Source organism: Nitrosospira briensis (assembly GCF_900115125.1).
GTDB classification, from domain to species: domain Bacteria; phylum Pseudomonadota; class Gammaproteobacteria; order Burkholderiales; family Nitrosomonadaceae; genus Nitrosospira; species Nitrosospira briensis_A.
This window is the reverse complement of sequence record NZ_FOVJ01000001.1, coordinates 675,095-701,930: the sequence shown is the minus strand read 5'-3', so window position 1 is coordinate 701,930 and position 26,836 is coordinate 675,095. Positions and strand designations below refer to the sequence as shown.

Annotated in this window: 15 protein-coding genes; 12 read left to right on the top strand and 3 right to left on the bottom strand. The window is 56.2% G+C overall.

What is annotated here, in order from left to right:
• Positions 1 to 106: 106 nt before the first annotated feature.
• The 4 genes from BMZ14_RS03145 (at position 107) to BMZ14_RS03130 (ending at position 6,689) form a co-directional block, all read left to right on the top strand.
• The gene (locus BMZ14_RS03145) at positions 107 to 499 is read left to right on the top strand and encodes a hypothetical protein (protein ID WP_074794528.1); all 393 of its coding nucleotides are present in this window, start codon (positions 107 to 109) and stop codon (positions 497 to 499) included.
• A 346-nt stretch (positions 500 to 845) separates the two neighbouring features.
• Entirely contained in the window at positions 846 to 2,258 is a 1,413-nt protein-coding gene (locus BMZ14_RS03140) for a TolC family protein (protein WP_256208346.1), read from the top strand.
• Entirely contained in the window at positions 2,255 to 3,544 is a 1,290-nt protein-coding gene (locus BMZ14_RS03135; RefSeq protein WP_083396596.1) for an efflux RND transporter periplasmic adaptor subunit, read from the top strand. Before BMZ14_RS03140 ends, BMZ14_RS03135 begins: the two co-directional genes overlap by 4 nt.
• Position 3,545: 1 nt before the next feature.
• Positions 3,546 to 6,689 carry an efflux RND transporter permease subunit gene (locus tag BMZ14_RS03130; protein ID WP_074794522.1) on the top strand — a complete coding sequence of 1,048 codons (3,144 nt, stop codon included), beginning with the start codon at positions 3,546 to 3,548 and terminating at the stop codon, positions 6,687 to 6,689.
• A gap of 25 nt (positions 6,690 to 6,714) precedes the next feature.
• Here the strand turns inward: BMZ14_RS03130 and BMZ14_RS03125 are convergent, their stop codons facing one another.
• Complete coding sequence (locus BMZ14_RS03125; RefSeq protein WP_074794519.1) at positions 6,715 to 7,731, bottom strand: PstS family phosphate ABC transporter substrate-binding protein; 1,017 nt, start codon at positions 7,729 to 7,731, stop codon at positions 6,715 to 6,717.
• Between the two features lie 369 nt (positions 7,732 to 8,100).
• Here BMZ14_RS03125 and BMZ14_RS03120 point away from each other — a divergent pair, with 369 nt between their 5' ends.
• The 3 genes from BMZ14_RS03120 (at position 8,101) to BMZ14_RS15355 (ending at position 11,085) form a co-directional block, all read left to right on the top strand.
• Positions 8,101 to 10,353 (top strand): copper-transporting P-type ATPase, encoded by a 2,253-nt coding sequence (locus tag BMZ14_RS03120; RefSeq protein ID WP_074794516.1) that lies wholly within the window; start codon positions 8,101 to 8,103, stop codon positions 10,351 to 10,353.
• Between the two features lie 56 nt (positions 10,354 to 10,409).
• Complete coding sequence (locus BMZ14_RS03115) at positions 10,410 to 10,763, top strand: hypothetical protein (protein WP_074794514.1); 354 nt, start codon at positions 10,410 to 10,412, stop codon at positions 10,761 to 10,763.
• 94 nt (positions 10,764 to 10,857) lie between these two features.
• Entirely contained in the window at positions 10,858 to 11,085 is a 228-nt protein-coding gene (locus tag BMZ14_RS15355) for a GDCCVxC domain-containing (seleno)protein (protein ID WP_074795516.1), read from the top strand.
• 44 nt (positions 11,086 to 11,129) lie between these two features.
• On the opposite strand, the gene BMZ14_RS03105 is transcribed toward BMZ14_RS15355, so the two are convergent.
• Entirely contained in the window at positions 11,130 to 11,708 is a 579-nt protein-coding gene (locus BMZ14_RS03105; protein ID WP_074794511.1) for a hypothetical protein, read from the bottom strand.
• 360 nt (positions 11,709 to 12,068) lie between these two features.
• Between BMZ14_RS03105 and BMZ14_RS03100 the strand changes: the two genes are divergently transcribed.
• The 4 genes from BMZ14_RS03100 to BMZ14_RS03085 all read left to right on the top strand — a co-directional run bounded on the left by BMZ14_RS03100 (position 12,069) and on the right by BMZ14_RS03085 (position 14,703).
• A complete protein-coding gene (locus tag BMZ14_RS03100; protein ID WP_074794508.1) occupies positions 12,069 to 12,446 on the top strand; it encodes a winged helix-turn-helix transcriptional regulator in 378 nt (125 codons plus the stop codon).
• A gap of 101 nt (positions 12,447 to 12,547) precedes the next feature.
• Positions 12,548 to 13,129 carry a sugar O-acetyltransferase gene (locus BMZ14_RS03095; RefSeq protein ID WP_256208345.1) on the top strand — a complete coding sequence of 194 codons (582 nt, stop codon included), beginning with the start codon at positions 12,548 to 12,550 and terminating at the stop codon, positions 13,127 to 13,129.
• A 47-nt stretch (positions 13,130 to 13,176) separates the two neighbouring features.
• A complete protein-coding gene (locus tag BMZ14_RS03090; RefSeq protein ID WP_074794502.1) occupies positions 13,177 to 13,614 on the top strand; it encodes a DUF3293 domain-containing protein in 438 nt (145 codons plus the stop codon).
• A gap of 147 nt (positions 13,615 to 13,761) precedes the next feature.
• Positions 13,762 to 14,703, top strand: a complete 942-nt coding sequence (locus tag BMZ14_RS03085) for a D-hexose-6-phosphate mutarotase (RefSeq protein WP_074794499.1) — start codon at positions 13,762 to 13,764, stop codon at positions 14,701 to 14,703.
• A gap of 19 nt (positions 14,704 to 14,722) precedes the next feature.
• On the opposite strand, the gene hrpA is transcribed toward BMZ14_RS03085, so the two are convergent.
• Positions 14,723 to 18,604, bottom strand: a complete 3,882-nt coding sequence (gene hrpA, locus BMZ14_RS03080) for an ATP-dependent RNA helicase HrpA (protein ID WP_074794496.1) — start codon at positions 18,602 to 18,604, stop codon at positions 14,723 to 14,725.
• A 265-nt stretch (positions 18,605 to 18,869) separates the two neighbouring features.
• Between hrpA and BMZ14_RS03075 the strand changes: the two genes are divergently transcribed.
• Positions 18,870 to 26,669 (top strand): SpvB/TcaC N-terminal domain-containing protein, encoded by a 7,800-nt coding sequence (locus BMZ14_RS03075; RefSeq protein ID WP_074794493.1) that lies wholly within the window; start codon positions 18,870 to 18,872, stop codon positions 26,667 to 26,669.
• The last annotated feature ends 167 nt before the right edge of the window (positions 26,670 to 26,836 follow it).

Sequence of the window (26,836 nt, the reverse complement as noted above, 5' to 3'; positions counted from 1 at the left end):
ACTTCACGCCATCTCTACCGGCATACGCTTTTATCTTATACCGATTGGAGACGTACTACACATAAGACTTGCCCGGCACAGGAGAAATGCGCATACTGGAAACATCATGTTGCGTATACGCACATTCGGATTGGTTCTAATCATGCTGGGGCTGCCACTGCAAGGCGTGCTTGCGGCTATCATGCCGCTATGCGCCCAGGCCAAAAACGTGGCAGCAGCAGGTCCAGGCACTCAGATTCCTTCAGTCATAATACCTTCGGCTGCCTGCACCCAGCATGACGGTGCCGGGCACGAACCGCCGGTTGATAACGATGGCACCCTCAATGAGGCGAACTTCAGCCTGTCCTGTGATGGGGTTGTCTGCCACATAAGCGGCAATGCGCTCCCTCCCTCGGCTTCATTGCTGAATCTCGCCGGTGGACACTCTTACGCTATCTCGTCCGACTGCCGCTTTACTTCATCCTTTCCTCATCAACCGCAGCGTCCTCCCCTCGCCTGAGTTCGCAGCAGGCGAAATCCGCCGGTTGCATTCGTAATCTTCCCTTTTTTTGTCAGGTTGCTCAGCAGTTGCCAGGGCGCTAACCGCAATGCCAACTGTTATGTTGCTAAATCAGCGACAGGCCGCCAGTAATTTCAAGGAGATCAGGATGCTTATCTCACTCTCTCCGCCATCGGATTGGCTATCGATAACACTTTGGGTGAACGTCAAAGGAAACCTTGCGCGCTGCCATCCGGATTTTCGTCGCCTATACTCAGACTCAGGGGAGTTTTTCCCCGGAAAACCTCTGCGAAGCCGCATATCCGGAAACTCCGGATTTGAAAACACCCAACCAACGGAAGCGAGAATGGCTGGAATGATCCGAAGCACGATTATCCTTACATTTTTTTTGATGGGTATATTTTCAGCAGATGCAAAACCTCAGGTTCCCGCCGGCGCGGCCCCGCAGGTGCGTACGTCAAATCCTCCTGAACTATTTTCCGCCGCCCCCGCGACCGCAGACATGGAAAGCGCCGCTCAGGTTCCCGTTCCATTGACTGTACTGGTAGCGGAAGCGTTGGAGAACAATCCGGAAATTCAAGCTGCGCTGCAGGAACGCGAGGCCGCGCGCCAGAGGATTTCACCTGCGGAAGCGCTTGACGATCCGGTTCTGGAGGCAGGCGTAATCAATGCTCCACTCGCCTCGCAGCCTTTCAACCGCGATGACATGACCATGAAAATGATTGGTCTGTCCCAGCGCCTGCCCTTTCCCGGTAAACGCGCGCTCCGCAAGGATGTCGCGGCAAAAGATGCGGAGGCCATCGATTACGGTTACGAGGAGACCGTGAACCGCGTCGTGCGCGACATTAAAAGCGCTTATTTCGATCTGGGCCTCACGCTCGAAATGGCCCGGCTGGTGGAGAAAAACAAGCTGGTTCTGGAAGAATTCCTCCACATCGCCGAGGATCACTATGAGGTAGGGCGTGGAAATCAGGCCGACGTACTGAAAGCGCAAACGCAAGTATCCAGGATGATGGACGAACTACTCCAGCTCGCGCGGGAACGGCCGGCAATCGAAGCCGAACTCATTCGCGCCCTTGGACGCAATGAAGAAGCGATTGCTGCGCCGATTCCAACACCCCCGCAATTGCAGGAAGAAAGCCTGAATCTGGAATCGTTGCGCGAGAACGCGCTGACGCAGCGCCCGCAGTTGCTTGCGCTGCAAAGTCTCGCTGCGCGAAACGAGAAAGCGCTGGAGCTGGCCCGCAAAAATTACTATCCCGACTTCGATGTGCGCATGTCCTATGGCCAGCGCGACAACATGCTGGACAACAGCCGGCGTCCGGACATGGTGAGCCTGACGGTAGCAATCAATCTGCCGGTATGGCACGGCAGCAAACTCGGACCGCGCGAAGCAGAGTCCCTGGCGATGCGCAATCAGGCTTTGAACCTTTATCAGGCACAACGCAATGAGGTCATTGCCAGACTGCGCCAGCAGGTCGCCATGGCCGAGCAGAGCCTGAAATCGATCCGGCTATACCAAACCGCGATCCTCCCCCAAGCCCGCCTCACTGTTGAGTCCGCCCAGGCAGCCTACCGTGTCAATCGGCTCGACTTCATGACGCTGCTCGATAACCGGATGACAGTATTCAATTACGAAATCAGCCTTGTGACGGCCATAGCCGCCTACAACAAGGCTCTCGCGGAAATCGATCTGCTTATCGGTAAATCACCGGCGAGAAAGGCTGGTTCCCTGCCGACCTCCGCGGAGTCCATGTGAAACACGTCTCCAGATTGACGGCTTTAATCGTCCTTGCCGCAATCGTCCTTGCTTTGGGTTATTGGTGGGGCGCCCGATCTTCCACCTCTGCTGTTGAATCGTCTGACGCCGTTTCGGCTAAAGGGGATACCAAGGGGAAGATTCTCTATTACCGCAATCCGATGGGCATGCCGGACACCTCCCCGGTGCCGAAGAAAGACTCCATGGGGATGGACTATCTCCCGGTTTATGAAGGCGAAGAACCTGGAGCCGGCAGTTCCATAGTAAAAATCAGCGCAGAGAAAATACAAAAGCTGGGGGTGAGAACCGAGGTGGTCGGGCATCGTGAACTCGTCCGCACGGTTCGCGCAGTATCCACGGTGCAGGTGGATGAGCGCCGCTTGCATGCAGTGGCGCCAAAATTCGAGGGCTGGATCCAGCGTCTCTACGTCAACACTACGGGTCAGCCGGTAAAAAAAGGCGATGCGTTGATGGATGTGTATAGCCCCGAACTGATCGCGGCGCAACATGAATATCTTATCGCAAGGAAAGGAATGCAGAGCGTCGAGAGCGGTGGCCTTGAGGCTCGGGAACGCATGGAACGCCTGGCGGCGAGTGCCTTGCAGAAGCTCCGCAATTGGGACATATCGGAGATTGACCTGCAGGCACTCCAGCAAGAAGGCCGGCCCAAACAGTACGTCACATTCCGTTCCCCGGCAAGCGGAGTTGTGATGGCCAAGGTTGCCATTCAAGGACAGCGCTTCATGCCTGGAGAGATGCTGTATCAGATCGCCGACCTTTCCAATATCTGGATGGTGGCAGACGTGTTTGAGCAGGACCTTGCCTTGGTGCGCCGCGGGCAGGCGGCCACCATCAAAATTGATTCGTATCCGGACACGGTATTCAACGGCAACGTGACCTTCATCTACCCCACGTTGAACCCCGAGACGCGGACCGCCAGGGTGCGCATCGAACTGCCCAACATGCAGGCACTACTCAAGCCCGCCATGTATGGAAGAGTAGAGTTCGCTTCGTCTTCGAGCAAGGACAAGGTGCTCGCGGTGCCCGATTCGGCGGTGCTCGACACCGGCACCCGGCAGTTGGTACTGGTGGATCTAGGCGAGGGCCGGTTTGAGCCGAGATTGGTAAAAATCGGCGTCCGTGCTGATGAATACGCGGAAGTGACAGACGGACTGAAGGCCGGGGAGAGGGTTGTGGTTAAAGCCAATTTCCTGATCGACGCGGAAAGCAACCTCAAGGCGGCATTGAGCGGAAGTCCTGCCGCCAACGCTATGGGACAGGACTAGGATGGTCGGCAACATTATCGAATGGTCGGTGCGGCACGTCTTCCTGGTGCTGCTCGGGACATTTTTTGTGGCGGCCTGGGGGATGTATTCGGTCTGGAAGACGCCGATCGACGCCATTCCGGATCTTTCGGACGTGCAGGTCATTATTTATACCGAATATCCTGGGCAGGCGCCGCAGGTGGTGGAGGATCAGATCACCTATCCGCTCACCACCGCCATGCTAAGCGTGCCCCGGTCGAAAGTTGTGCGGGGTCTCTCCAACTTCGGTGTGTCATTCGTATATGTCATTTTTGAGGATGGCACGGATATCTACTGGGCCCGCTCACGGGTATTGGAATACCTCAGTTTTGCAGCCAGCCGTCTACCAGGCAACGTCAAGCCTTCGCTCGGTCCGGACGCAACCGGAGTAGGGTGGGTTTATCAATATGTTGTCACCGCCGGGAACCGGACTCTCGATGAGTTGCGGGCTATTCAAGACTGGTTTCTGCGGTACCAGTTGACCGCGGCGGAGGGAGTGTCGGAAGTGGCCAGCGTAGGCGGATTCGTGAAAACCTACCAGGTCACTGTAGACCCTCGCCGCCTGCAGGCGTATGACATATCCCTCAAAAAAGTGAGCGAGGTTATCGCGGCCAGCAATCGTGACGTTGGCGGGCGGGTCATCGAGATGGCGGAGACCGAATACATGGTGCGCGGCAAGGGCTACTTGCGCGGTGTCGGCGATCTCGAAAATCTCGTTGTCAAGGCGGAAGGCGGCATACCGGTGCTGCTGCGCGATATCGCCCGCGTGGAGCTGGTTCCGGACGAGCGTCGCGGCATCGCCGAACTCGACGGTGAAGGAGAAGTTGTCTCGGGCATCGCGGTGGCCAGGCACGGCGAACATGCCCTCGACGTCACCCGCAACCTCGAAAAGAAAATCGGCGAGATCGCATCCGCCCTGCCGGAAGGCGTTTCGATTCAATCCCTCTACAACCGTTCCGAGTTGATTCAACGCGCCATTGCGACGCTGCAGGAGGTGTTCTTCGAGCAGATCATTATCGTGGCGCTGGTGTGCGCAGCCTTCCTCATGCATGTGCGAAGCGCGCTGGTAGCGATCATCATGCTTCCGATCGGGGTGATGGTCGCCTTTATTGCAATGCGATTCCTCGGCATCAATTCCAATATCATGAGCCTTGCGGGCATCGCCCTCGCGATTGCCGAGATGACAGACGCTGCCATCGTCATGGTCGAGAACGCTCACAAGCATCTTGCGCGCCTTAATCCCGATGCGCCCTGCACCCAGCGCACAGCGGCTGTCATTGCTGCATGCAGGGAAGTCGGTCCGTCCCTGTTCTTCAGCCTGCTGATCATCACGGTTTCGTTCCTGCCGGTGTTCACCCTGGAAGCGCAGGAAGGGCGCCTGTTTCAGCCTCTGGCCTATACCAAGACTTTTGCCATGGCCGGGGCTGCGATGCTCTCGATCACGCTGGTTCCAGCCCTGATCCTGCTTCTGATTCGCGGCCGCATCCCGCGTGAGCAGGATAACCCGCTGGGCCGTATCATGATCAGGACCTACCGCCCGATAATAGCCTGGGTGATGCGTTGGAAAAAAACGCTCATCGTGGCGGCACTCGCAGTGCTGGGGGTTACTGTCTATCCCGCGCTCAAATTGGGAACGGAATTCATGCCGACGTTGAACGAGGGGACCCTCTTGTACATGCCTGTGACACTGCCTGGCATTTCGGTTACCAAGGCAGCGGAAATCCTGCAGACGCAGGACAAGATCATTAAAAGCTTCCCGGAAGTGGCGTCGGTCCTTGGGAAAGCCGGGCGGGCGAATACCGCTACCGATCCCGCACCTCTTGAGATGGCCGAAACGATCGTCAACCTGAAACCACCTGACGAATGGCGCCCCGGCATGACGGTCGATAAACTGATTGCCGAAATGGACCAGGCACTACAGATGCCCGGCGTCAGCAATGCATGGACCATGCCGATCAAAAACCGTACCGACATGCTTGCGACGGGCATTCGCACACCGGTCGGCATCAAGGTGTTCGGCAGGGATCTGGAGGAAATCGAAACCCTTGCCAGGCAGATCGAAGCCGTTGTAAAAACGGTGCCCGGAACCACGAGTGCCTATGCGGAACGCATTACCGGAGGCTACTACCTTGATATCGAGCCCGACCGCATGGCGCTTGCGCGTCATGGATTGGCCATAGGCGATTTGCTGGAGGTGATTTCGGCGGCGCTTGGCGGCGAGACAGTGACAACCACGGTGGAAGGCCGCGAGCGCTTCGGCGTCACCGTGCGCTATCCACGCGAGCTGCGCAGCGATCCCCAGGCAATCGCCAGCCAGGTGCTGGTACCGGCGATGGGGGAAATAATGATTCCACTTGGCCAGCTCGCGCGCGTGAAACTTGTCAAAGGCCCGGCAAGTATCCGAACAGAAAACGCGCTTTTGTCGGCATATATCTTCGTCGATATTCGCGACCGCGACATCGGCAGCTATGTTGCGGATACACAGCAGGCAGTACGCGAGCAGGTTGGGTTTCCGCCCGGCTATTATGCCGCATGGAGCGGGCAGTTCGAGTATATGGAACGCGCGGCCGAAAAACTGAAAGTAGTTGTGCCGCTAACGATCCTGATTGTGTTCCTTCTTGTATATCTGAACTTCAATCGCCTCACCGAAACGCTGATAGTGATGCTGTCCGTTCCGTTCTCCCTGGTTGGTGGCATCTGGTTGATGTATATTCTCGACTACAACATGAGCGTCGCCGCGGCAGTCGGTTTTATCGGCCTCGCCGGCATTGCGACCGAAACGGGGATGGTGATGCTTACCTTCCTGGATCGGTCCCTGGCGGATATTGTGTCAGCACGAAAGGCCGCGGGGGAAAAAGTTAGTGTTGAGGATCTTTACCAGGCAGTTGTTCAGGGAGCGGTATATCGGATACGTCCCGTGATGATGACTATTGCAGGAAGCGTAATCGGCCTGCTTCCCGTGATGTTAAGCAGCGGCACCGGCTCCGAGGTGACGCGCCATATTGCCGCCCCGATGGTGGGTGGTATGATATCGGCAACCGTGCTCACGCTGATCGTTTTTCCTGCCGTCTTTGCGCTGGTCAAGGAAATTCCGATTCTGCACTCGCTTAAAACAGGAAGGCCGTAAGCGTACGGTCAGAAATCCTGCAGGATCAGTTTTCATAAAAACGGGCTTCTCGCCGGAGCAGATCGTCGATTGTAATGCCTACCGGCAAAAAGCCATCGAATACCGTTCCCAACCTCTTCATCTTGAAGAATTCCATGTCGGCCCTGTAAGCTCTGGGCGGCAGTGGAAAATATCGGGCTCCTCTCACGAGGGCGGAAGCGTTTTTGATATAGAACGTAACAAAGTCCCTGCCTACGGGTTTCTCTGCTTTCTTCATGTTCACGTAGATAAAAATGGGGCGGGACAAAGGTCGATAGCTCCCGTCTTCCACAGTTTCAACGGACGGATTGATTCCTTCGCCGCTACCGTCATCTATAGCGACAGCTCTGACTTTATCCTGATTTTCCACATAATATCCAAAACCGAAGAACCCCAACGCGTTCTTGTCGCTTGCCACACCCCGGACCAGCACGTTGTCGTCCTCGGATGCCGTAAAGTCACCACGGATGGATTTGGCTTTGCCGATGACGGCTTGCGTAAAATAATCATACGTACCGGAATTCGCGCCCGCGCCGTAGAGCTTGAACGCCTCATCTGGCCATGCCGGGTTTATCTGGCTCCATTTGGTGATTTTGCCCTGAGCGGCGGGCTCCCACATTTTCTTCAACTCGGCGAGGGTCATGGTTTTGATCCAGTCATTCTTCGGATTAACCGCCACTGTTATTGCATCAAATGCTATAGGCAATTCGACATATTCCACGCTGGCCTTATTGCAGGCCTTCATTTCCTTTCCCTGAATGGGACGGGAAGCATTGACGATGTCTATTTCGCCGCGGCAGAATTTCATGAAGCCGCCGCTGGTGCCGGAAACGCCTACGGCTACTTTGATTGGATCTTTTTGTGTTGTCTGAAAATTTTTAACCACCGCTTCCGTGATGGGATACATGGTGCTCGAACCGTCAATTTTTATAGCCGCGTCGGCGCTCGCAACGCCGGCAGCGCTGATTAATACACCTGATACAACAGTCATACCCAGCACTCTAACCATACGTGATACAAGCATTTTCTTCTCTCCTCGGTTAACCCGGATTAGTCGCCACACACCGCCTAAGGCCCTTGTTACTGTACCCAGCGTTCATACAGTTTCATGTAAAGGGATTACAGCTTCATGTAAAGGGTGAAACGTGTGAAATCGCTGGCAGGCGCTCCCAACCGATAAATATCAGCATGGCAGCGCATCATGGCAGCGTTCCAGCGAAACGTCGAGAAGTTCCCTCCTGCCCCGCCGCAGGCTCATCAGCATTGATAACTGCGGTCTCAACTGCCCGGCGCACGTAACCGGCAACACAATAATGCCCGCAAAATCGTCCAATATTAAAAAGTTGGCCTAAAATGAATCAGGGGCCGAGGAAAACCGGCTGGAGAATCAGTAATGAACACGGACCTGAAACATTCGCACCCGCCACACGCCCATGACCAGCATCATCAGGATCACAAGCATGTGCATTCTGCGCCTCCAGGCGCTGAAGCAGCAGTAGCGGGAGTCCAATGGACATGTCCGATGCACCCGGAGATCCTGCGGGATTCAGCGGGCGATTGCCCTATCTGCGGAATGGCGCTCGTCCCCATTGCGGGTACAGGTATGGGCGCGGGCTTGGGCGCCAGTCCGGACGAGGGTGCATCTGACGACTCAGAACTACGGGACCTGGCGCGCAGGCTGCGGGTGGGGATTGCACTGGCGATCCCGCTGGTAGTGGTGTCGATGTCGCCCATGGCCGGCATTCATGAGCCGCTCGGGCTAACGCCGCGCTTGCGCGGATGGGTCGAATTTTTGCTGGGCACGCCCCTTGTAATATATATCGGCTGGCCTATCCTGCGCAAATTCTGGTTCTCGCTTGTGCATCGCGCACTCAATATGTACACCCTGATCGGATTGGGAGTCGGATTTGCCTATCTGTACAGTCTCGCTGCCTTGCTTATCCCCGGCTGGTTCCCGCAAGAGTTCCGCGAGCACGACGATGCGGTGGGTACTTATTTCGAAGCCGCGGCTGTTATCGTTACTCTGGTGATACTTGGGGAATACCTTCAGATGCGGGCAATGGGGCAGACCAGCCGGGCCATTCAGCAATTGCTGAAGCTTGCACCCAATCAGGCATGGCGCTTGCGCGACGATGGAACAGAAGAACAAATACCCCTTCAGGCGGTGACAGCAGGCGACCGTCTGCGCGTGAAACCAGGGGAAAAAATTCCCGTGGATGGCGAAGTACTCGAAGGCGCAAGCCGAGTGGATGAGTCAATGATTACCGGCGAGCCGGTGCCGGTAGCCAAGGCCCCGGGCGATAAGGTCACCGGCGCCACCATGAACAGCAATGGCTCGCTGATTATCCGTGCGCAACGGGTGGGGGCGGATACCTTGCTGGCGCGTATCGTTCACATGGTCGGAGAAGCGCAACGCACACGTGCACCCGTGCAACGGCTCGTCGACATCATCGCCGCATACTTTGTCCAAAGCGTTATTGCCATCGCGATCATTACAGCGCTTGCCTGGTGGTTTATTGGCCCGGAGCCAAAATTCACTTACGCGTTTGTTAACGCTATTGCTGTTCTGATAATCGCCTGCCCATGCGCCCTCGGTCTGGCTACGCCCATCTCGATGACTGTCGCGATGGGGCAGGGTGCTCGAGCCGGCATCCTGTTTCGCAATGCCGAGGCTATAGAGCGAATGCGCGGCATCGACACAGTAGTTGTCGACAAAACCGGCACGCTGACACTGGGACGTCCTGCGTTGACAGACTTTTCCGCTGAAGGCATAGCCGATGATGAGGCTTTAGCGCTCGTCGCAGGGGTAGAGCAACTTTCCGAGCATCCGATAGCTCATGCAATCGTCGAGGGCGCTAAAGCCCGCAAAATAAAAATACCGGCCGCAGAAACTTTTGAGGTCATCAACGGCCTCGGAGTGCAAGCCGATGTGGACGGCAAGCACGTGCTGGTCGGCAGCCGTAATTTTCTGGCGCAGCATGGAATTGATACCAAACGCTGGGAAGAGCAGGGAGAAGCCTGGCGAACGGAAGCGAAAACGGTGGTGTATATCGGAGTGGACGGCAGCGTTGCTGGAATCGCAGCAGTCGCCGATCCCATCAAGGACAGCACACCCGAAGCGATTGCAACGCTTCAAGGCCTGGGGGTACGTATCGTGATGCTCACGGGAGACTCCCAACGCACAGCCGATGCAATCGCAGGGCAACTCGGCATCGATGAAGCTTTGGCCGAAGTACTTCCCGAGCACAAGGCAAATCACGTGAAACGGCTGCAGGCCGAGGGCCACAAGGTGGCGATGGCGGGCGATGGCATCAATGACGCGCCCGCGCTTGCGCAAGCCAATGTAGGGATGGCAATGGGTACCGGAACCGATGTGGCGATGGAAAGCGCGGATGTCACTCTCGTAAAGGGCGATCTGCGTGGAATTGAGAAGGCAATGGTGCTTTCGCGCGCCACAATGCGTAACATCCGGCAAAACCTGACCTTTGCATTTGGCTATAACGCACTTGGCATTCCGCTGGCTGCCGGTGTCTTTTATCCCACTTTTGGATTATTGCTTTCGCCGATGTTTGCCGGGGCCGCGATGGCGATGAGCTCGGTGTCCGTAGTCACCAATGCGCTGCGCCTGAACCGGGTGAAGTTATGAAATAACGGTTGCAACCTCCGATATTTTTTCATGTTAACCCATCACGGAGATACACCATGAAAGCTCGCATTTTTTTTGCCATTCTTGCTGTCCTCGGATTGCTGGCTTCCTGCGCACATATCGACCCGCATCCAATGGACATGACGAGCGCTATCCAGAGTGCCAAAACCGAAGCTGACCATAACGCGCTGGCGAGACACTACCAGACCGCCGCCAGAGCAATGCAGGCAAAAGCACGAGAACAGAAAAGAGCTGTCGCAGAATACCAAAAGCATGGATACTACTACGGCAGGCAAACGGAGGATTTGAAAGAGCACGCCCAGGCCCTGGTGCGTGTCTACGAAGAGGCCGCGGAGGCGAACATGAGTATTGCGGAATCCCATCGGCAGATGGCGGAGCAGGCCAGATGATAACTATCCGCTTCGCAATATTGTGGCCTGCCAGGAATGAATGAAGCACGGTTCACCCACCACCGATCGATACCTCAAGTTTTTGACTCATGATATGCCGACTCTGGAATCGATACTGACGTGTCCCCGCTGCGGGTATGCGAAAAGAGAGGCAATGCCTACCAATGCGTGCCTGTTTTATTACGAGTGCGAGGAATGCGGAACGCTGCTGCGTCCGCTTCCCGGCGATTGCTGTGTCTTTTGCTCCTTTGGATCGGTCAAATGCCCACCGGTTCAAATGGAATCAGGCTGTTGCGAACAGGGGGCCCCTGATACAGCCTGACGTATCACGCTGATCGTCAGGCCGCCGGTCCACTCGCCTATGGACTATGGACGCCGCGAAGACCTCCATTGCCGCACCCGCTTCGAGTTCATGATCTTATATGCCATGAAACTTAGCAGAAGCGCTGCGAGCAGCGGTCCGAGCGCGGCACGGAAGGTCTTCGCATAATTAATCATTTGTACCCGCAACGGATACTCATAGCGCACGGGAGGAACCGAATCTCCGGTTATGAACACAGTGTATTCCCCTTCATCCAGACTGGTCTCTCCGTTGATTACCCCGTCAGGATGATAACTCGGACGCAGATACGTCACCGTCTCATCATCTGCCTCACTGGTTCCTCTTACCACCCGCACCCCTATCGGTATATTACGCAGTGCAGGATCCACAAGGTCCACCACCAGAAACGTATTTCCCTCCTTGGGTATTTCAGTGCAATATTGGTCGCCCGGCTCATATTGAGGCTGGTAGGCGCTTAAGTGGACCATGCTGTTGTCGCCGAGCCGGCGCATGCATGTGTCTTCTTCCATTGCCACTTTTCCATGCGCCGCTGCTGCGCCACTGTAAAGCGCGGCGGCAAGGGCAAGAGCCACCGTTGCGGCCTGAATCACTTGCTTGATCATTTTCAGTTACTCCTCTTGATTTGGTTGCTTGCCTTCACTTGCCGCTGCAGGCTGCACTCATATCTTTGAGTTGCATCCAGCAGAACAAGGGTCACCCGTGATGGAAAACGCAACTTCCCGAACACCGGGCACACCAGCGTCTCTCCATGAAACAGTGAAAAAACAATATTCCTTTGACGCTTTTAGAGGCGTCTAGACCCCCTTGTCCTGTTTATGACGCCGTGTTTTCAAAATTCTGAACTACGAAAAATTCGACTGTCGACAATGTGATAGAGTTCATTCTATCCTCTTATTGGTTGCATAATAAAAGTATAATAAATTAATTGCATCCTACAATCAAAAATAATATCGTGGGGCCAAATGACTAGAGATCAATTTAAGCGCTCTTCCTGCCCGGTGAGCTGTGCGCTTGATGTCCTGGGAGACAAGTGGAGCCTGCTCGTTATCCGCGACATCATGTTCATGCGCAAGCAGTACTTCCGCGATTTCCTGACATCGCCCGAGAAAATCGCTTCAAATATACTTTCCGACAGGCTGAAAAAACTGGAGGAATCCAATATCGTTTTACGCCGGCGCGATCCCGGTAATGCCCGCAGGGTGATTTACACCCTCACAGAAAAGGGCCTTGACCTGTCGCCTGCCATCCACGAGTTGTTACGCTGGGGCGCGAAGCATGAGCCCGCAAGCGAAGTGCAGGAATTGCTGGCTCAACGCTTGAACAAGATTTCACAGGATTAATGGCAGGTTACGAGATATTGGGGTAGCGGCCATTCAAGCAATTTCTGCCAGGAAAACAACGTCCTTTTTTTGTCCGCCCATTTCTTCTGATTGCGTGAACCATGGGAATAGCGATGGTACATCAGACCGAAAAGCACAAAATGCTCACCGGGCAAATATACCGGTCCGGCGATGATCTGCTGCGCGAGGAAAGAAGGCAGGCAAAAAAGCTGTTGAAAGTGTTCAACGATACCGACCCCGGCGAGCTTGAAAAACGAGTCGCTATCCTGAACGAGTTGTTCGGCGCGGCAGGCTCCAACCTCGAAATCGAACCGCCTTTTTATTGCGATTATGGTTATAACATCAGCGTCGGCAACAACTTCTACGCCAACCATAACTGCATCGTCCTGGATTGCGCGCCCGTGGTTATAGGCGACGATGTGTTTCTGGGACCCAATGTTCAGCTCTATACGGCAACGCATCCACTGGAAGCGAAGGAGCGTGACAAGGGCTTGGAAGCTGCTATTCCAATCAGCATAGAAGACAGTGTCTGGATTGGCGGCAGCGCTGTTATCAACCCGGGCGTGACGATAGGGCGGGGAACAACCATTGGATCGGGAAGTGTGGTAACCAGGAACATGCCGGCCAATGTTTTCGCAGCGGGAAATCCATGCAAAGTGATACGAAATCTCGCTGATGTTTGATAGGACGTAAAGGCGCACTGCCAGAGAGTTAATAGCGGAGTTTTTGCTTGACCAAATCCTCGGTTGCCGAGAGCCTTATCATGGCTTACCGCTCGGCCTACTATCGGGCAGGGGCCGGCCGGGATGCCATCACGTTGCGTGTAGATGAATATTCCGAGCCGCTATCTCGGCTTTTTGCCGCTTCGGGCCATCGATGTGCCGCCTTCATCACTGCCTGTAATCCATACGGGGCAAAAGAGAGTCCTGAGGCGAACATGAGGGCTTGCGCGGCTCTTCGCGACAGGCTGGATCGCTACGTGGCGCAGCCGGATCAGATTATCGAGGGTATGGGTATCGACCCGTCCGGAGAGTGGCCGGCGGAGAGGAGTTTTCTTGCGCTCGGACTGGATCTTGAGACGTCGCGAGCATTAGGCCGGGAGTTCGGACAAAATGCTATAGTGTGGGCTGGAGCAGACGCTATTCCGAAGCTGATTTTGCTTTGCTGATACTCAAATGCCGCGCGGCTTGCATCTGCCATTGAATAGGGGCAATAAGATCATTTCATGCAACAAGTTAACGTTTTATCCTAATGTAACCTCTGAAGTCCAGGCTACGGAGCCTACACCGACTAAACCGGACAAAATAAAAAAGCCATGAACATCGAACAACTGAATAACGATTACGGGATCGCCGACCAGGTCAAATTTATCGAGGGCGCGGGTGGATTTCCGTTTATCAAGATCGATAATGCCAAAGCCGGCGCCGTAATTTCCGTCTATGGTGGGCAGGTGCTGTCTTTTCAGCCCGCCAATGAACCGCACAACCTGATGTTCCTCAGTGAATCGGCGTATTATCAGCCCGGCAAAAGCATCAAAGGCGGAACGCCGATCTGCTGGCCATGGTTCGGGCCGGACCCCGAGCAGCTAGGCCGTCCGTCGCATGGTTTTGTACGCACCCTTTTCTGGAACGTGGCAGGAACTGAGACAACCGCCGATGGCGACAGCAAAGTAACGTTGGGCCTGACAGACACCGCCGAGACAAGAGCTATCTGGCCGCATGGATTCAGCCTTTCCCTTGCAATTACGGTTGGAGACTCACTGAACCTGGAGTTGATCACCCGTAACACGACCTCCCAAACGTTTCATATAACCCAGGCGCTGCACACATACTTCAGGGTCGGGCATATCGATCAGGTAGCGATATCGGGGCTGGATGGAACTGAATACATAGATAAAGCCGACAATGCCCTTTTAAAACTTCAGACCGGTACTATAACGATCGGCACCGAGGTCGACCGTATCTACCGGGATGTAGATCGAGAACTGTTGATCGATGATGCCATGTTTGGCCGCCGGATCAGAATCAAATCCACAGGTAGCAAAACCGCGGTGGTGTGGAACCCGTGGGCAAAAATATCAACCGGAATGGGCGACTTGAAAGACGACGATTACGAACGCTTTGTTTGCGTCGAAACGGCAAATGCCGGTTCCGACATAGTAAAAGTGGGCCCTAACGCCGAATGCCGATTGGGGGCGAATTATCACATAGAGCGAACTTTGCCGGAACTGTCGAACGACTTTCCAACTGCCGCTTAGTCGGGTGAGTGAGTGAAAATCACGCGCTGACATCCTCCCATAATTTCTGCAGGCGTTTGGCGGAAACGGGGTAGGGCGTTTTCAATTCCTGGGCGAACAGCGAGATGCGCAGTTCTTCGATCTGCCAACGAAACTCGGCGAGAACAGTATCGCTGATTCCAGCCTTGCGGTGCTTTTCCAATCGTTGCTCATACTGGTTCCATAACCCGGCAATAACGGCGCCGTGTCGCGCATCACGCTCCGGGTTCGCCGGATATTTATCCAGGCGCAAAACCATCCCTTTCAAGTACCGTGGCAAATGTTGCAGGCGTTCCCATGAAGTAGCATTCAGGAACCCTGGATAGATCAGGTTGGCAAGCTGCTTGCGCAATTGCGCGCCCAGGCTGCCTTTCAGTTTGTCCGGTCCTGCGCCAGTTCGTTTTGGCGCGCCAGCGCCACTCGTTCCCTCGATCTCCGATATCCTGCTTATCAATGGCTGACATTCATTTGCGACGTTTTGTACGATCCGCATGACGCCTTCAGTTACGGCAGGCAGCCGCGCTCTTGCTCGCTGACGCTGGGTGATGAATTCCTTCTCGCTGCGAGGCAGCACATCGTCGCCGATAAAAGCACGATCGGCGATAGTGTTCAACATGTCTTCGCGAAGCGCCTCCAGGCCGATAAGCGTGTGTAATTGCAATAAAGCCGGACTCAGGTAACGGCCTTGCCCAGACAGATTTTTTTCCAGTTGCTTCATCTGTTCCTTGAGCTCGAAACGCAGCAGCTGGCGCACGCCGCTCCGCATATTCGCTTGCGCCGCCTCGTGGGTATCGAACAGGTGGATCGCTACTTTCTCCCCTCGACTGACAAGCGCCGGATAACCGATAAGCCTTTTCCCTGCACGGGTAAAAACGATTTCTTCGGGCAGGTCGCCAAAATCCCAGCGTTTCACATCGTCGCGCTCGATCGGCAGGCGCTCATCCGAATCCGGTTGGGCAAACGTCAACTGGGCGGCCTGGCCAAGCTGTCCCTGAAGTTGCGGGAGATCACGGCTCATCGCCAACTCCTGTCCCGCGTCATCCACAATCTTGTAATTCATCAGCAGATGCAGCGGCGGTTTTTCGTCTCGCCACACTTCCGGTGAAACCGCAACGCCCGTTTTCTCCCGAACAAACTTGGCCAATGCATCGGTTAATGGCACGAGTGGGGGCGGGTGCTGGGGTAGGTGTTGGCGCGCTGCACCTCCTGGCTCCAGATTTTCCAGAAACCGCGTTACAAACTCCGGTATAGGCACAACATGGCGACGGATCTGTTTGGGAAGCGCTTTCAGATACCAGGTCACCTTTTCACGAACCAGGCCCGGGACGAGGCCGTCGAATCGCGCGGTGTTCAGTTTGTTGAGCAGCGGCAGCGGCACGGTAACGGTGACACCATCCAGGACGTGTCCCGGATCGAATCGATAGGTGAGTGGCAGTCGAACGCTGTCCACGGCCACGCTATCCGGAAAGCGTTCTGCCGTTACGTTGTCGGCTTCGTGGCGCATCAGGTATTCCCTGGTGAGATAGAGCAGACGCGGGGTTTCCCTCTCCGCCTGCCTGCGCCACTTCTCGAACCCCGCGCCATTGCATATCCCGTCAGGAATAATGGAATCATAAAACGCAAAAATTTCCATTTCATCCACAAGCACATCCGGACGCCGTGTCTTGTGTTCCAGTGCCGCGATATCCGTGATGAGCTTGCGGTTATGCTCGAAGAACGGCGCCTGGGTCACATATTCACCCGCTACCAGCGCCGACCGGATAAAAATTTCGCGCGCCTCCGCCGGATTGATGCTTCCGTAATAAACACGCCGCTTCGGCACGACGGTAAGGCCATACAAGATCACCCGCTCAAATGCGGAGACCTGTGCCGTTTTTTTCTCCCAGTGTGGATCGAAATATTGCTTTTTGCATAGGCCGCCTGCGATTTTTTCCACCCAGAGGGGATCGATTTTTGCCATGCAACGCCCGTAGAGCTTGGCGGTTTCGGCCAATTCCGCAGCAACCACCCATTTAGCTTTGGCCTTTTTCAGGACTGAGCCGGGGAAAATGGAAAACTTGATTCCGCGCGCGCCCAGGTATTCGCCATCCTCGTCGGCCTTGAACCCGATGTTGCTGAGCAAGCCCGCGAGGAGCGCACGGTGAATCTCCTCATAGCTGGCAGGAACCTGATTGGGTCTCAGACCTGTTTCGACCACCAGTGTATGCAACTGCCCATGAATTTCCCGCCATTCGCGCATCCTGCGGTGAGACAAAAAATTTTCCTGGCATTGTTCCATCAGCTTGCGATTGGATTTTTTATGTTTTAATGATTCATCAAAGAAATCCCAAAGCTTCAGATAAGCAAGGAAATCAGATCGTTCATCCTGAAAGCGTTGATGCGCCCTGTCCGCGGCTTCCCGCCGCTCGAACGGTCGGTCTCGGGGGTCTTGCACACTAAGGGCAGAGGCAATGATGAGCATTTCACTCAGGCAGTTCTCCTCTTTGGCAGCCAGTATCATGCGCGCGATCTTCGGATCGATAGGATACTTCGCCAACTTCCAGCCTATGCTTGTCAAGGCATTGCTATCATCCACAGCGCCAAGTTCCGCCAGCAGCTGGTAGCCGTCTGCAATCATACGCGGCGCAGGGGGCTCCAGAAACGGAAAATTCTCCACCTCGCCAATCTTGAGGGACTTCATCCGCAAAATCACGGAAGCCAGCGACGAACGCAGAATTTCAGGGTCAGTAAACTCGGGCCGCGCAAGAAAATCTTCCTCGGAATAAAGCCGGATACAAACGCCGCTCATCACCCGGCCGCAACGTCCCGCCCGCTGGTTGGCGGAAGCGCGCGATATCTTTTCCACCTGCAGTTGCTCCACTTTGTTGCGGTAGCTGTATCGATTAAGCCGCGCCAACCCAGTATCGATCACATAGCGGATGCCGGGAACGGTAAGCGAGGTCTCCGCCACGTTGGTAGCCAGCACGATGCGCCGCACATTGCTGTCGGGCTTGAACACACGCTCCTGCTCTGCGTAGGACAGGCGCGCGAACAAGGGCAGAATCTGGGCGCCGGGAGCCCCAGGGCTGAGCCGGTCGAATGCATGCTTGCGCAGCGCCTCGGCGGTCTCCCGAATTTCCCGCTCGCCCGGGAGAAACACCAGCACATCGCCCACTCCGGAGCGGCTTGTTTCATCCACCGCATCGAGAATTGCCTGTTCGAGATCGCCTTCGTCCTTATCTTCATCCTCGGCTTTATTTCTGGTCTGTCCGGCAGGGTGATAGCGCACCTCTACCGGATACATCCGGCCCGATACTTCAATTATCGGCGCGTTGTGAAAATGCTCCGAAAAACGTTGCGCGTTAATGGTGGCGGAAGTGACCAGAAGTTTCAGGTCTGGCCGCCTGGGCAGCAACTGCTTGAGGTAGCCGAGTAGAAAGTCGATATTGAGACTACGCTCGTGGGCCTCGTCGATGATGATCGTATCGTAGGCAAGGAGAGAAGGGTCACCCTGCGTTTCGGCCAGCAGAATGCCGTCGGTCATGAGCTTGACATAAGTCCCCGAACCGACCTTGTCCGAGAAACGCACCTTGTAGCCCACCGCCTGCCCCAGCGGGCTTTTCAATTCCGAAGCGATTCGCGCCGCTACGGTGCGCGCTGCGATGCGCCGCGGCTGCGTATGTCCTATCATTCCCGCCACCCCGCGCCCGAGTTCAAGGCAGATTTTTGGCAACTGCGTCGTCTTGCCCGAGCCGGTCTCGCCGCACACAATCACCACCTGATTTTCGCGAATCGCCACAGCGATGTCGTCACGACGCCCAACCACGGGTAGATCCTCGGGATAGACTGGTTTGGGCAGATTTGCGAGGCGCCGTGCAATGTCAGCAGTGGAAAGATTGCTCATCAGCCAGTTGTACAAGAAAGGACGTGTATTTTACCGTAGTGGTGCGGTTGGGCGGGATACTCTCAAATTCAAAGTGGAAAGGAAATAACCTTGACTTCTCATTTTCATTACCTATAAACAAAAAACCGAGGCCGATGGGACCGGTTGCATCACCATCGTTCGTAGCCGGGAGTTCGTAGGATGGGTGGAGCATGGCGCAACCCATCGAAACAACGATGGGTTGCACTTCGCTTTACTACCCCACAACCAATAGTAGAGGCATCGTATGGCTCCGGAAGCCAAGCCTACCAATCAGGATAAAGACCAGCAGAAGCTCGCTGCCCCCTCCATCTCCCTGCCCAAAGGTGGCGGCGCGATCAGAGGCATAGGCGAAAAGTTCGCCGCTAATCCGGTAACCGGCACAGGTTCGATGTCGGTGCCTATAGCAACCAGTCCAGGTCGTAGTGGGTTTGGACCGCAACTCTCCCTTTCCTACGACTCCGGCTCAGGTAACGGCCCGTTCGGGTTCGGCTGGAGCCTGTCGTTGCCCTCCATCACTCGCAAAACAGACAAAGGCTTGCCGCAATATTTCGATGCCGAGGAATCCGACATTTTCATCCTTTCCGGCGCCGAGGATCTCGTGCCCGAACTCCTGCTCGACGGCAGCCGGTTCGAGGATACGACAACTGATCCTGCCTACACCATCCACCGCTACCGCCCACGGGTAGAGGGTCTGTTCGCCCGTATAGAGCGATGGACCTCAAATGAAAACGGAGACATTCACTGGCGCTCCATCTCCAGGGACAACATCCTCACCCTGTACGGTAAGGACACCAACTCGCGTATTGCGGATCCCTCCGACCCGCTGCGTATTTTCAGTTGGCTGATTTGCGAAACGCGCGACGACAAGGGCAATGCAGTTCTCTACAAATACAAGGCAGAAGACGACATTGGCGTCAACCTCTCCCAGGCACACGAGCGTAATCGCGGGGAACATGTCAGCCCTCAGCGCACTGCAAACCAGTACCTGAAGCACATCTTTTACGGCAACCGTACTTCGCTGCTGGATGAGACCGGGCGCCGTCCTCGTGTCCTGACCCAGGAACAGCTCGATAACGCCGTCTGGATGTTCGAGGTTGTCTTCGACTATGGCGAGCACGACGCCGAGAACCCGAAACCTGGAGATGCGGGGGACTGGGCACATCGCGCCGACCCGTTCTCCACTTACCGTGCGGGTTTCGAGGTGCGTACCACACGCCTGTGCCAGCGGGTCCTGATGTTTCATCATTTTCCGGGCGAAGAAGGAGTGGGCAGCGATTGCCTGGTGCGCTCCACGGACTTCACTTACTCGCACGAAGAAGATCCGACGAACGCTCGCAACCCGGTCTACACCTTCCTGCTGGCCGTTACCCAAAGCGGCTACAAGCGCAATAATAGTGGCTATCTCAAGCACAGCCTGCCTCCGCTTGAGTATGAATATACCCAACCCATCGTGCAGGATACGGTGCATGAGGTGGATCCCACCAGCCTGGAGAACCTGCCTATTGGGGTGGACGAAGCAGCGTATCAGTGGACCGACCTGCACGGCGAGGGCATCCCGGGCATCCTCACCGAGCAGGCGGATGCCTGGTTTTACAAACGCAACATCAGCCCTATCAGCGAGAAGCAGGTTGAGTTCGCGCCAGTGGAACGCATTGCCATCAAGCCAAACGTAGGCGTGAATGGCGGAGGTGCGGGCGGGCAGGCTCAGCCAGCGGCACAGTTCATGGACCTTGCCGGTGACGGCCAGCCAGACCTGGTGGTGATGAATGACCCGGTGCCAGGCCTTTATGAACACGACGAAGGGGAAGGCTGGACATCTTTCCGCCCCTTCCCCTCGCGGCTCTATCGCGATATGCGCGATCCCAATCTCAAATTCGTTGATCTGGATGGGGACGGCCACGCCGACGTGCTGATCAGCGAGAATGACGCTTTCATTTGGCATGCGTCCCTCGCGGAAGAGGGTTTCAGCCCGGCACGGCGGGTACAACAGGCGCTGGATGAAGAAAAAGGCGCCCGCCTCGTGTTTGCCGATGGCACAGAATCGATCTATCTCGCCGACATGAGTGGCGACGGACTGACCGATCTCGTGCGTATCCGTAACGGCGAGGCCTGCTATTGGCCCAACCTGGGCTATTGCCGGTTTGGCGCGAAGGTTGACATGGATAATGCCCCCCACTTCGACAGGCAGGAGCAATTCGAGCACAAGCGCATCCGCCTGGCCGATATTGACGGAACCGGAACCACCGACATCATCTACCTGCACCAGGATGGCGTACGCCTCTATTTCAACCAGTCCGGCAATAGCTGGGGCCAGCCCCAACCGCTACCCGTCTTCCCAAGAGTGGACGAACTGGTCAGCATCCACCCTACCGACCTGCTCGGCAACGGCACCGCCTGCCTGGTCTGGTCGTCGCCGTTACCCGGCGATGCGCAGCGGCACATGCGCTATGTCGATTTGATGGGCGGGCAGAAACCGCATTTACTGGTCAAGAGCATCAATAACTTAGGTGCCGAAACCCGCGTTCACTACGCTTCCTCCACCAAATTCTATTTACAGGACAAGCGCGACCGCAAACCCTGGATCACCCGCCTGCCGTTTCCCGTGCATGTGGTCGAGCGGGTTGAAACACACGACCATATCAGCCGCAACCGCTTCGTCACCCGCTACGCGTACCACCACGGCTACTTCGACGGCGTGGAACGCGAGTTCCACGGTTTCGGCATGGTCGAGCAGTGGGATACGGAAGAATTTGCCACGCTCGCGGAGGGAGGGGCACTGTCGGAGTCCACCAACATCGACCTCGCTTCGCATGTGCCGCCAGTCCATACCAAGACCTGGTTCCACACCGGTATCTATGTGGGGCGCAACCATGTGTCCGATTTCTTCGCCGGGCTGCTCAATGGTAACAACAAGGATGAGTATTACCACGAACCGGGGCTGAGCCCGGACCAGGCACGGGAACGCCTGCTACCTGACACCGTCATGCCGTCCGGATTGACGCTCGAAGAAGAGCGCGAAGCCTGTCGCGCCCTCAAGGGCTCCATGCTGCGGCAGGAGGTCTACGCTCTCGACGGCTCGACCAAGGAGAAAGACCCCTATACCGTAACCGAGCAGAACTTCGCTATTCAGGTATTACAACGGCGCGGTCAGAATCCTTACGGCGTCTTTTTAACCCACGCGCACGAAACCATCAATCACCATTACGAGCGGAATCCTACCGATTCTCGGGACGCTCACGTCCTGACACTGGAGGTGGACAACTTCGGCAACGTGCTGAAACAAGCTGCGGTAGGTTACGGCCGCCGCCAGCCGGACTCCGATCTGGATGCGGAGGATCAGGCGAAGCAGGCTCAGATGCTGATTATCTACACGGAGAATGGCGTCACAAATACCATCGACGCCGCGGATGATCATCGCACGCCCCTCCCTTGTGAAACCCGCACCTATCAGTTGACCGGTGTGGATGCACCCGCCCCTGCGGGGCGATTGACGTTTGCAGAGGTGCTGGCGGCTGGCATCGCCGCTACCGCTATAGATTATGAACAGAGTCCCGCCGACCAGGCGTTGCAGAAGCGATTGATCGAGCATGAACGTATATACTACCGCCCGGATGACCTTGGCGTAGCCGCTGGCGATGTACTCGCCCTTCTGCCGCTCGGCATAATCGAGCCGCTCGCCCTGCCAGGGGAGAGCTACAAGCTTGCTTTCACGCCCGGACTGATCACCACGGTATATGGCGATAGAGTCTCCGATGCCATGCTGGAAACCGACGGCCGTTACGTCCACACCGAAGCTGAAGACGAGTGGTGGATTCCTTCCGGGCGCGTCTTTCTCTCGCCGGACAGTGGCGACACGCCCGTGCAAGAGTTTGCCTACGCGCGCCAGCATTTTTTCCTCCCGCACCGCTACCGCAATCCATTCCATACCGATGCGGTCAGCACAGAGACCATTCTCACTTACGACGCGTACGATCTGCTGCTGTTGGAGACCCGCGACGCACTGGATAACCGCGTTACCGTCGGAGAACGGGATACTTCTGGCACCATAACGCGAGAGGGTAACGACTACCGGGTGCTCCAGCCCTGGCTGATTAGCGACCCCAACCGCAACCGTACAGCGATGGCCTTTGATGCGCTGGGCATGGTTGTGGGTACGGCAGTCATGGGCAAACCGACTCCCGCACTGGTGGAGGGCGATTCGCTGGAAGGTTTCCTGCCTGACCTCGATCAAAGCCAGATCGATGCCTTCTTTACCGACCAGAGGGGGCCCATCACCAACACCCTTCTCGCAGGAGCAACGACGCGCATCATCTACGACGTCGATCGTTACTACCGCCTCGGCGATGTCGCGAAACCAGTATATGCCGCCACGCTCGCCCGTGAGACCCACGTGAGTGACCCGCTACCAGCGGGAGAGCTGAAAATCCAGGTGAGCTTCAGCTATTCCGACGGCTTCGGGCGCGAAATCCAGAAAAAGATACAGGCGGAAGCGGGTCCGGTGATCGAAGATGGCCCGGTTGTAAGCACTCGCTGGGTTGGTAGCGGCTGGACCATTTTCAACAACAAGGGCAAACCGGTACGCCAGTACGAGCCTTTTTTCGACGACAGCCACGACTTCCGCTTCGGCAAGCAGGTGGGCGTGAGTACGGTACTGTTCTATGATCCCGTCGAGCGTGTGGTCGGCACCTTGCACCCCAACCACACTTGGGAAAAGGTGGTTTCAAATCCCTGGCGTACCGAAACCTGGGATGTCAACGATACGGTACTCATCGCTGATCCCAAGACCGACCCGGATGTAGGCGACTTCTTCCGACGCTTGCCGGAGGAGGATTATTTGCGGACCTGGTACGCCCAGCGCGAAGGTGGCGCGCTCGGCCCGCAGGAACAGGCCGCCGCCTTGAAAACTGCAGTCCATGCTGCAACCCCAACCGCTACCCATGCCGACTCGCTCGGGCGCAGCTTTCTTACTGTCGCCCACAACAAGTTTAAGCGCACTGATACGGCCGAAGCCGACCCACCCATCGAGGAGTTCTACGCGACGCGTGTCATTTTTGATATCGAAGGCAACCAGCGCGAAGTCATCGACGCCAACGGCCACATCGTCATGCGCTACGACTACGACATAGCTGGGCCAGCGGAGGACGAAGAAGCAGCCCAAGCCCGCATCCATCAGGCCAGCATGGAGGCAGGCGAGCATTGGGTATTGAACGATGTGGCGGGCAATGCGATTTATGCCTGGGATAGCCGCGATCATCGGTTCCACACGGTCTACGATCCGTTGCGGCGTCCGATGGATTCCTTCCTGCAAGAAGGCGAGGGTACGGAGCTGCTGGTCGGGCATACCACCTATGGCGAAACGCAGCCCGACCCCGAAAGCGGCAACCTGCGGGGCAAGGTGGTCCAGTTCTTCGACCAGGCGGGCATTGTGACTACGGACGAATACGACTTCAAGGGCAACGCCCTGCGCAGCCAGCGTCAGCTTGCCATCGAATACAAGACCACGCTCGACTGGTCTGGCGATATTCAGTTAGAAGCTGATATCTACACCAGCCGCACCCGCTACGACGCGCTCAACCGGCCAATTCAATTGATTGCGCCCCACAGCAACCAGCCAAACGCAAAGATCAACGTTATCCAGCCTATCTATAACGAAGCGAACCTGCTGGAAGAAATGCATGCGTGGCTCGATCACGGCAGTGAGCCTGAGGATTGGCTCAACCCCGACACCGCCAATTTTCATGCGGTGACGAACATCGACTACGACGCCAAAGGTCAGCGGATGCGTATTGACTATGGCAACGGCGCGAGCACACTCTACGATTATGACCCCCTGACTTTCCGTCTCGTTCACCTGCTTACCCGGCGGGACGCTACTGCCTTTCCCGACGACTGTCCCCAACCGGCTCCGGCCGGCTGGCCCGGCTGCCAGGTGCAGAACCTGCACTATACTTACGACCCGGCCGGCAACATCACCCATATCCGCGATGACGCCCAGCAGGCTATCTACTTCCGCAACAGGCGAGTGGAGCCAAGTGCCGACTACATTTATGACGCTATTTACCGCTTGATCGAGGCCACGGGGCGTGAGCACCTGGGACAAATGGGAGGAGCGCCCATTCCTCATTCCTATAACGACGCGGGCCGCGTGGGTCTGCTGCACCAAGGCGATCGTAACGTGATGGGGCAGTATGTCGAGCGCTACCTTTATGACGCGGTCGGCAATTTCGAGGAGATACAGCACCGCGGCACCGATCCCGCCCATCCCGGCTGGACGCGCACCTACGACTACCTTGAACCCAGCCTGCTCGAACCCACCCAAAAAAGCAACCGCCTCACCAGCACCACCATTGGCGCGATTACCGAAACCTATAGCACCAATGGCGATGGGTACGACCCTCACGGCAACATGCTGCGCATGCCGCAGTTGCAAGTCATGCAGTGGGATTTCAAGGACCAGTTGCAAATGACCCAGCGCCAGGCGGTAAATGCCGAGGATGAAGATGGTACGCAGCACCAGGGGGAGCGCACCTGGTACGTCTACGATGCCAGGGGGCAGCGCGTACGCAAGGTTACCGAAAGGCGAAACGGTACCCGTAAGAGCGAGCGGATCTATCTCGGCGGTTTCGAAATCTACCACGAATTCAATGGCAATGGCAGCGACATCAAGCTGGAGCGCGAGACGCTGCACATCATGGATGACAAGCAGCGCATTGCCTTGGTCGAGACGCGAACAACTCGGGGTGAGGACGATACACCTGCGCAGCTCATCCGCTTCCAATTCGGAAATCATCTTGGGTCAGCCTCCCTGGAGTTGGATGACCAAGGGCGGATCATTTCATATGAGGAGTACAGCCCTTACGGCAGCACTTCTTATCAAGCGGTGAGTGGCCAGACGGAAACGCCAAAGCGGTATCGGTATACGGGGATGGAGCGGGATGAGGAGAGCGGATTTAACTACCATGGGGCGAGGTATTACATGCCGTGGCTGGCGCGCTGGGCGAGCACAGATCCTTCTGGATTGATAGCCGGTCCGAATCTCTATCTCTATGTAAATGGCAATCCCATCATCGCGTCGGATCCCAGTGGCAGAGAAGAAAAGCAACTCTGGCTGATGGAACAGAAGAGGTTGCAGATTCACCCGATCGCAACCCGAGTGTCGCGAGGCATAACGAGTCTCCAACGAGCGGCACTGCGCGTTCTCGACACATGGTTTGGCTCTCAAGCAGGCGCCAATTGGGCACATCCGAAAGGCCAATCATTCAATACGCAACCCGCAGGAACCCAGGTTCCACTGCAGCCCGAACCCGGCTCCAAGAACATGAGCGCACAGCACGAAAGTAAAGTTGCTGGAAAAATTGCTGGCGCTGCCGGAGGCTTCAGACGGAAATGGGACGGAAACCATTCCGTGGATACCACCGTTCCGGCGGGGACAAAAATAAAGCAACCGCCACCCGAGCCGCATGTTAAGGCGCTTGCGCCGCTAGCGAAGAATTTGCCGAAGAGGACGGAGGCAGTGGTGGCGCCACCTCCTGCACCTCCCGCGAAAAGCACTTCAGCGCAACTCAAATTGCCATTCGCGCACAGTGGAGCCCCCGTAAAAGCGTGGTCAAACCCCACCGCGACGCAGCAGCAGACTGCGTTCGCCGTAAAACCGCAAAGCGTGCAGAAACCGCAATTCATCCCCACAAGTGGGCAGGGTGTCAGAACACTAGATCCAGCGCCAAGCCCGAGGGGTGCGATAAGGGGTACGATCGCCGGGATAATCGCTGCTGAAGCTCCAGGTCTGGTAGAAAAAGGTATTAGAAAATTAGGTGGGAGTGAGACGGCGGCAAAAACAGGAGGATTTCTAACTGCCGTAGGAACTGCCGCTGCTCTCGGTGCGGCGGCAGGCGCGCCTGCGGGAGGAATAGGCGCGGGGCCCGGCGCAATAATCGGTGCAGGGATTGGTGCGGTGAGCTATGGATGGGACGAACTGGGGGACGCACTGTTTGGGGGACCCAGCATCTGGGAAATGATGGAGGAATACGAGAAAGAAATGCGTTGATCAACGGAGTTCATCGATCAAAAATCGATGGGGTCGGGCAGAATCAATGGGGTCAGAGTCATATGATCAAGAACTTGCCAACCCTTCCCTTTGAGTAGATCAGATAAGGCTCCGCACCATAAGCCTTAGTAGGATGAGTGGAGGCTGAAAGCCGTAACCCATCATTG

What these genes read in the sequence shown, in the direction of transcription:
- BMZ14_RS03125 (WP_074794519.1), bottom strand. Translation starts at nt 7,731, where the DNA reads ATGCTTGTATCACGTATGGTTAGAGTGCTGGGTATGACTGTTGTATCA.
- BMZ14_RS03105 (WP_074794511.1), bottom strand. Translation starts at nt 11,708, where the DNA reads ATGATCAAGCAAGTGATTCAGGCCGCAACGGTGGCTCTTGCCCTTGCC.
- BMZ14_RS03100 (WP_074794508.1), top strand. Translation starts at nt 12,069, where the DNA reads ATGACTAGAGATCAATTTAAGCGCTCTTCCTGCCCGGTGAGCTGTGCG.
- BMZ14_RS03085 (WP_074794499.1), top strand. Translation starts at nt 13,762, where the DNA reads ATGAACATCGAACAACTGAATAACGATTACGGGATCGCCGACCAGGTC.
- BMZ14_RS03075 (WP_074794493.1), top strand. Translation starts at nt 18,870, where the DNA reads ATGGCTCCGGAAGCCAAGCCTACCAATCAGGATAAAGACCAGCAGAAG.
- BMZ14_RS03095 (WP_256208345.1), top strand. Translation starts at nt 12,548, where the DNA reads ATGGGAATAGCGATGGTACATCAGACCGAAAAGCACAAAATGCTCACC.
- BMZ14_RS03140 (WP_256208346.1), top strand. Translation starts at nt 846, where the DNA reads ATGGCTGGAATGATCCGAAGCACGATTATCCTTACATTTTTTTTGATG.
- BMZ14_RS03130 (WP_074794522.1), top strand. Translation starts at nt 3,546, where the DNA reads ATGGTCGGCAACATTATCGAATGGTCGGTGCGGCACGTCTTCCTGGTG.
- hrpA (WP_074794496.1), bottom strand. Translation starts at nt 18,604, where the DNA reads ATGAGCAATCTTTCCACTGCTGACATTGCACGGCGCCTCGCAAATCTG.
- BMZ14_RS03120 (WP_074794516.1), top strand. Translation starts at nt 8,101, where the DNA reads ATGAACACGGACCTGAAACATTCGCACCCGCCACACGCCCATGACCAG.
- BMZ14_RS03145 (WP_074794528.1), top strand. Translation starts at nt 107, where the DNA reads ATGTTGCGTATACGCACATTCGGATTGGTTCTAATCATGCTGGGGCTG.
- BMZ14_RS03115 (WP_074794514.1), top strand. Translation starts at nt 10,410, where the DNA reads ATGAAAGCTCGCATTTTTTTTGCCATTCTTGCTGTCCTCGGATTGCTG.
- BMZ14_RS15355 (WP_074795516.1), top strand. Translation starts at nt 10,858, where the DNA reads ATGCCGACTCTGGAATCGATACTGACGTGTCCCCGCTGCGGGTATGCG.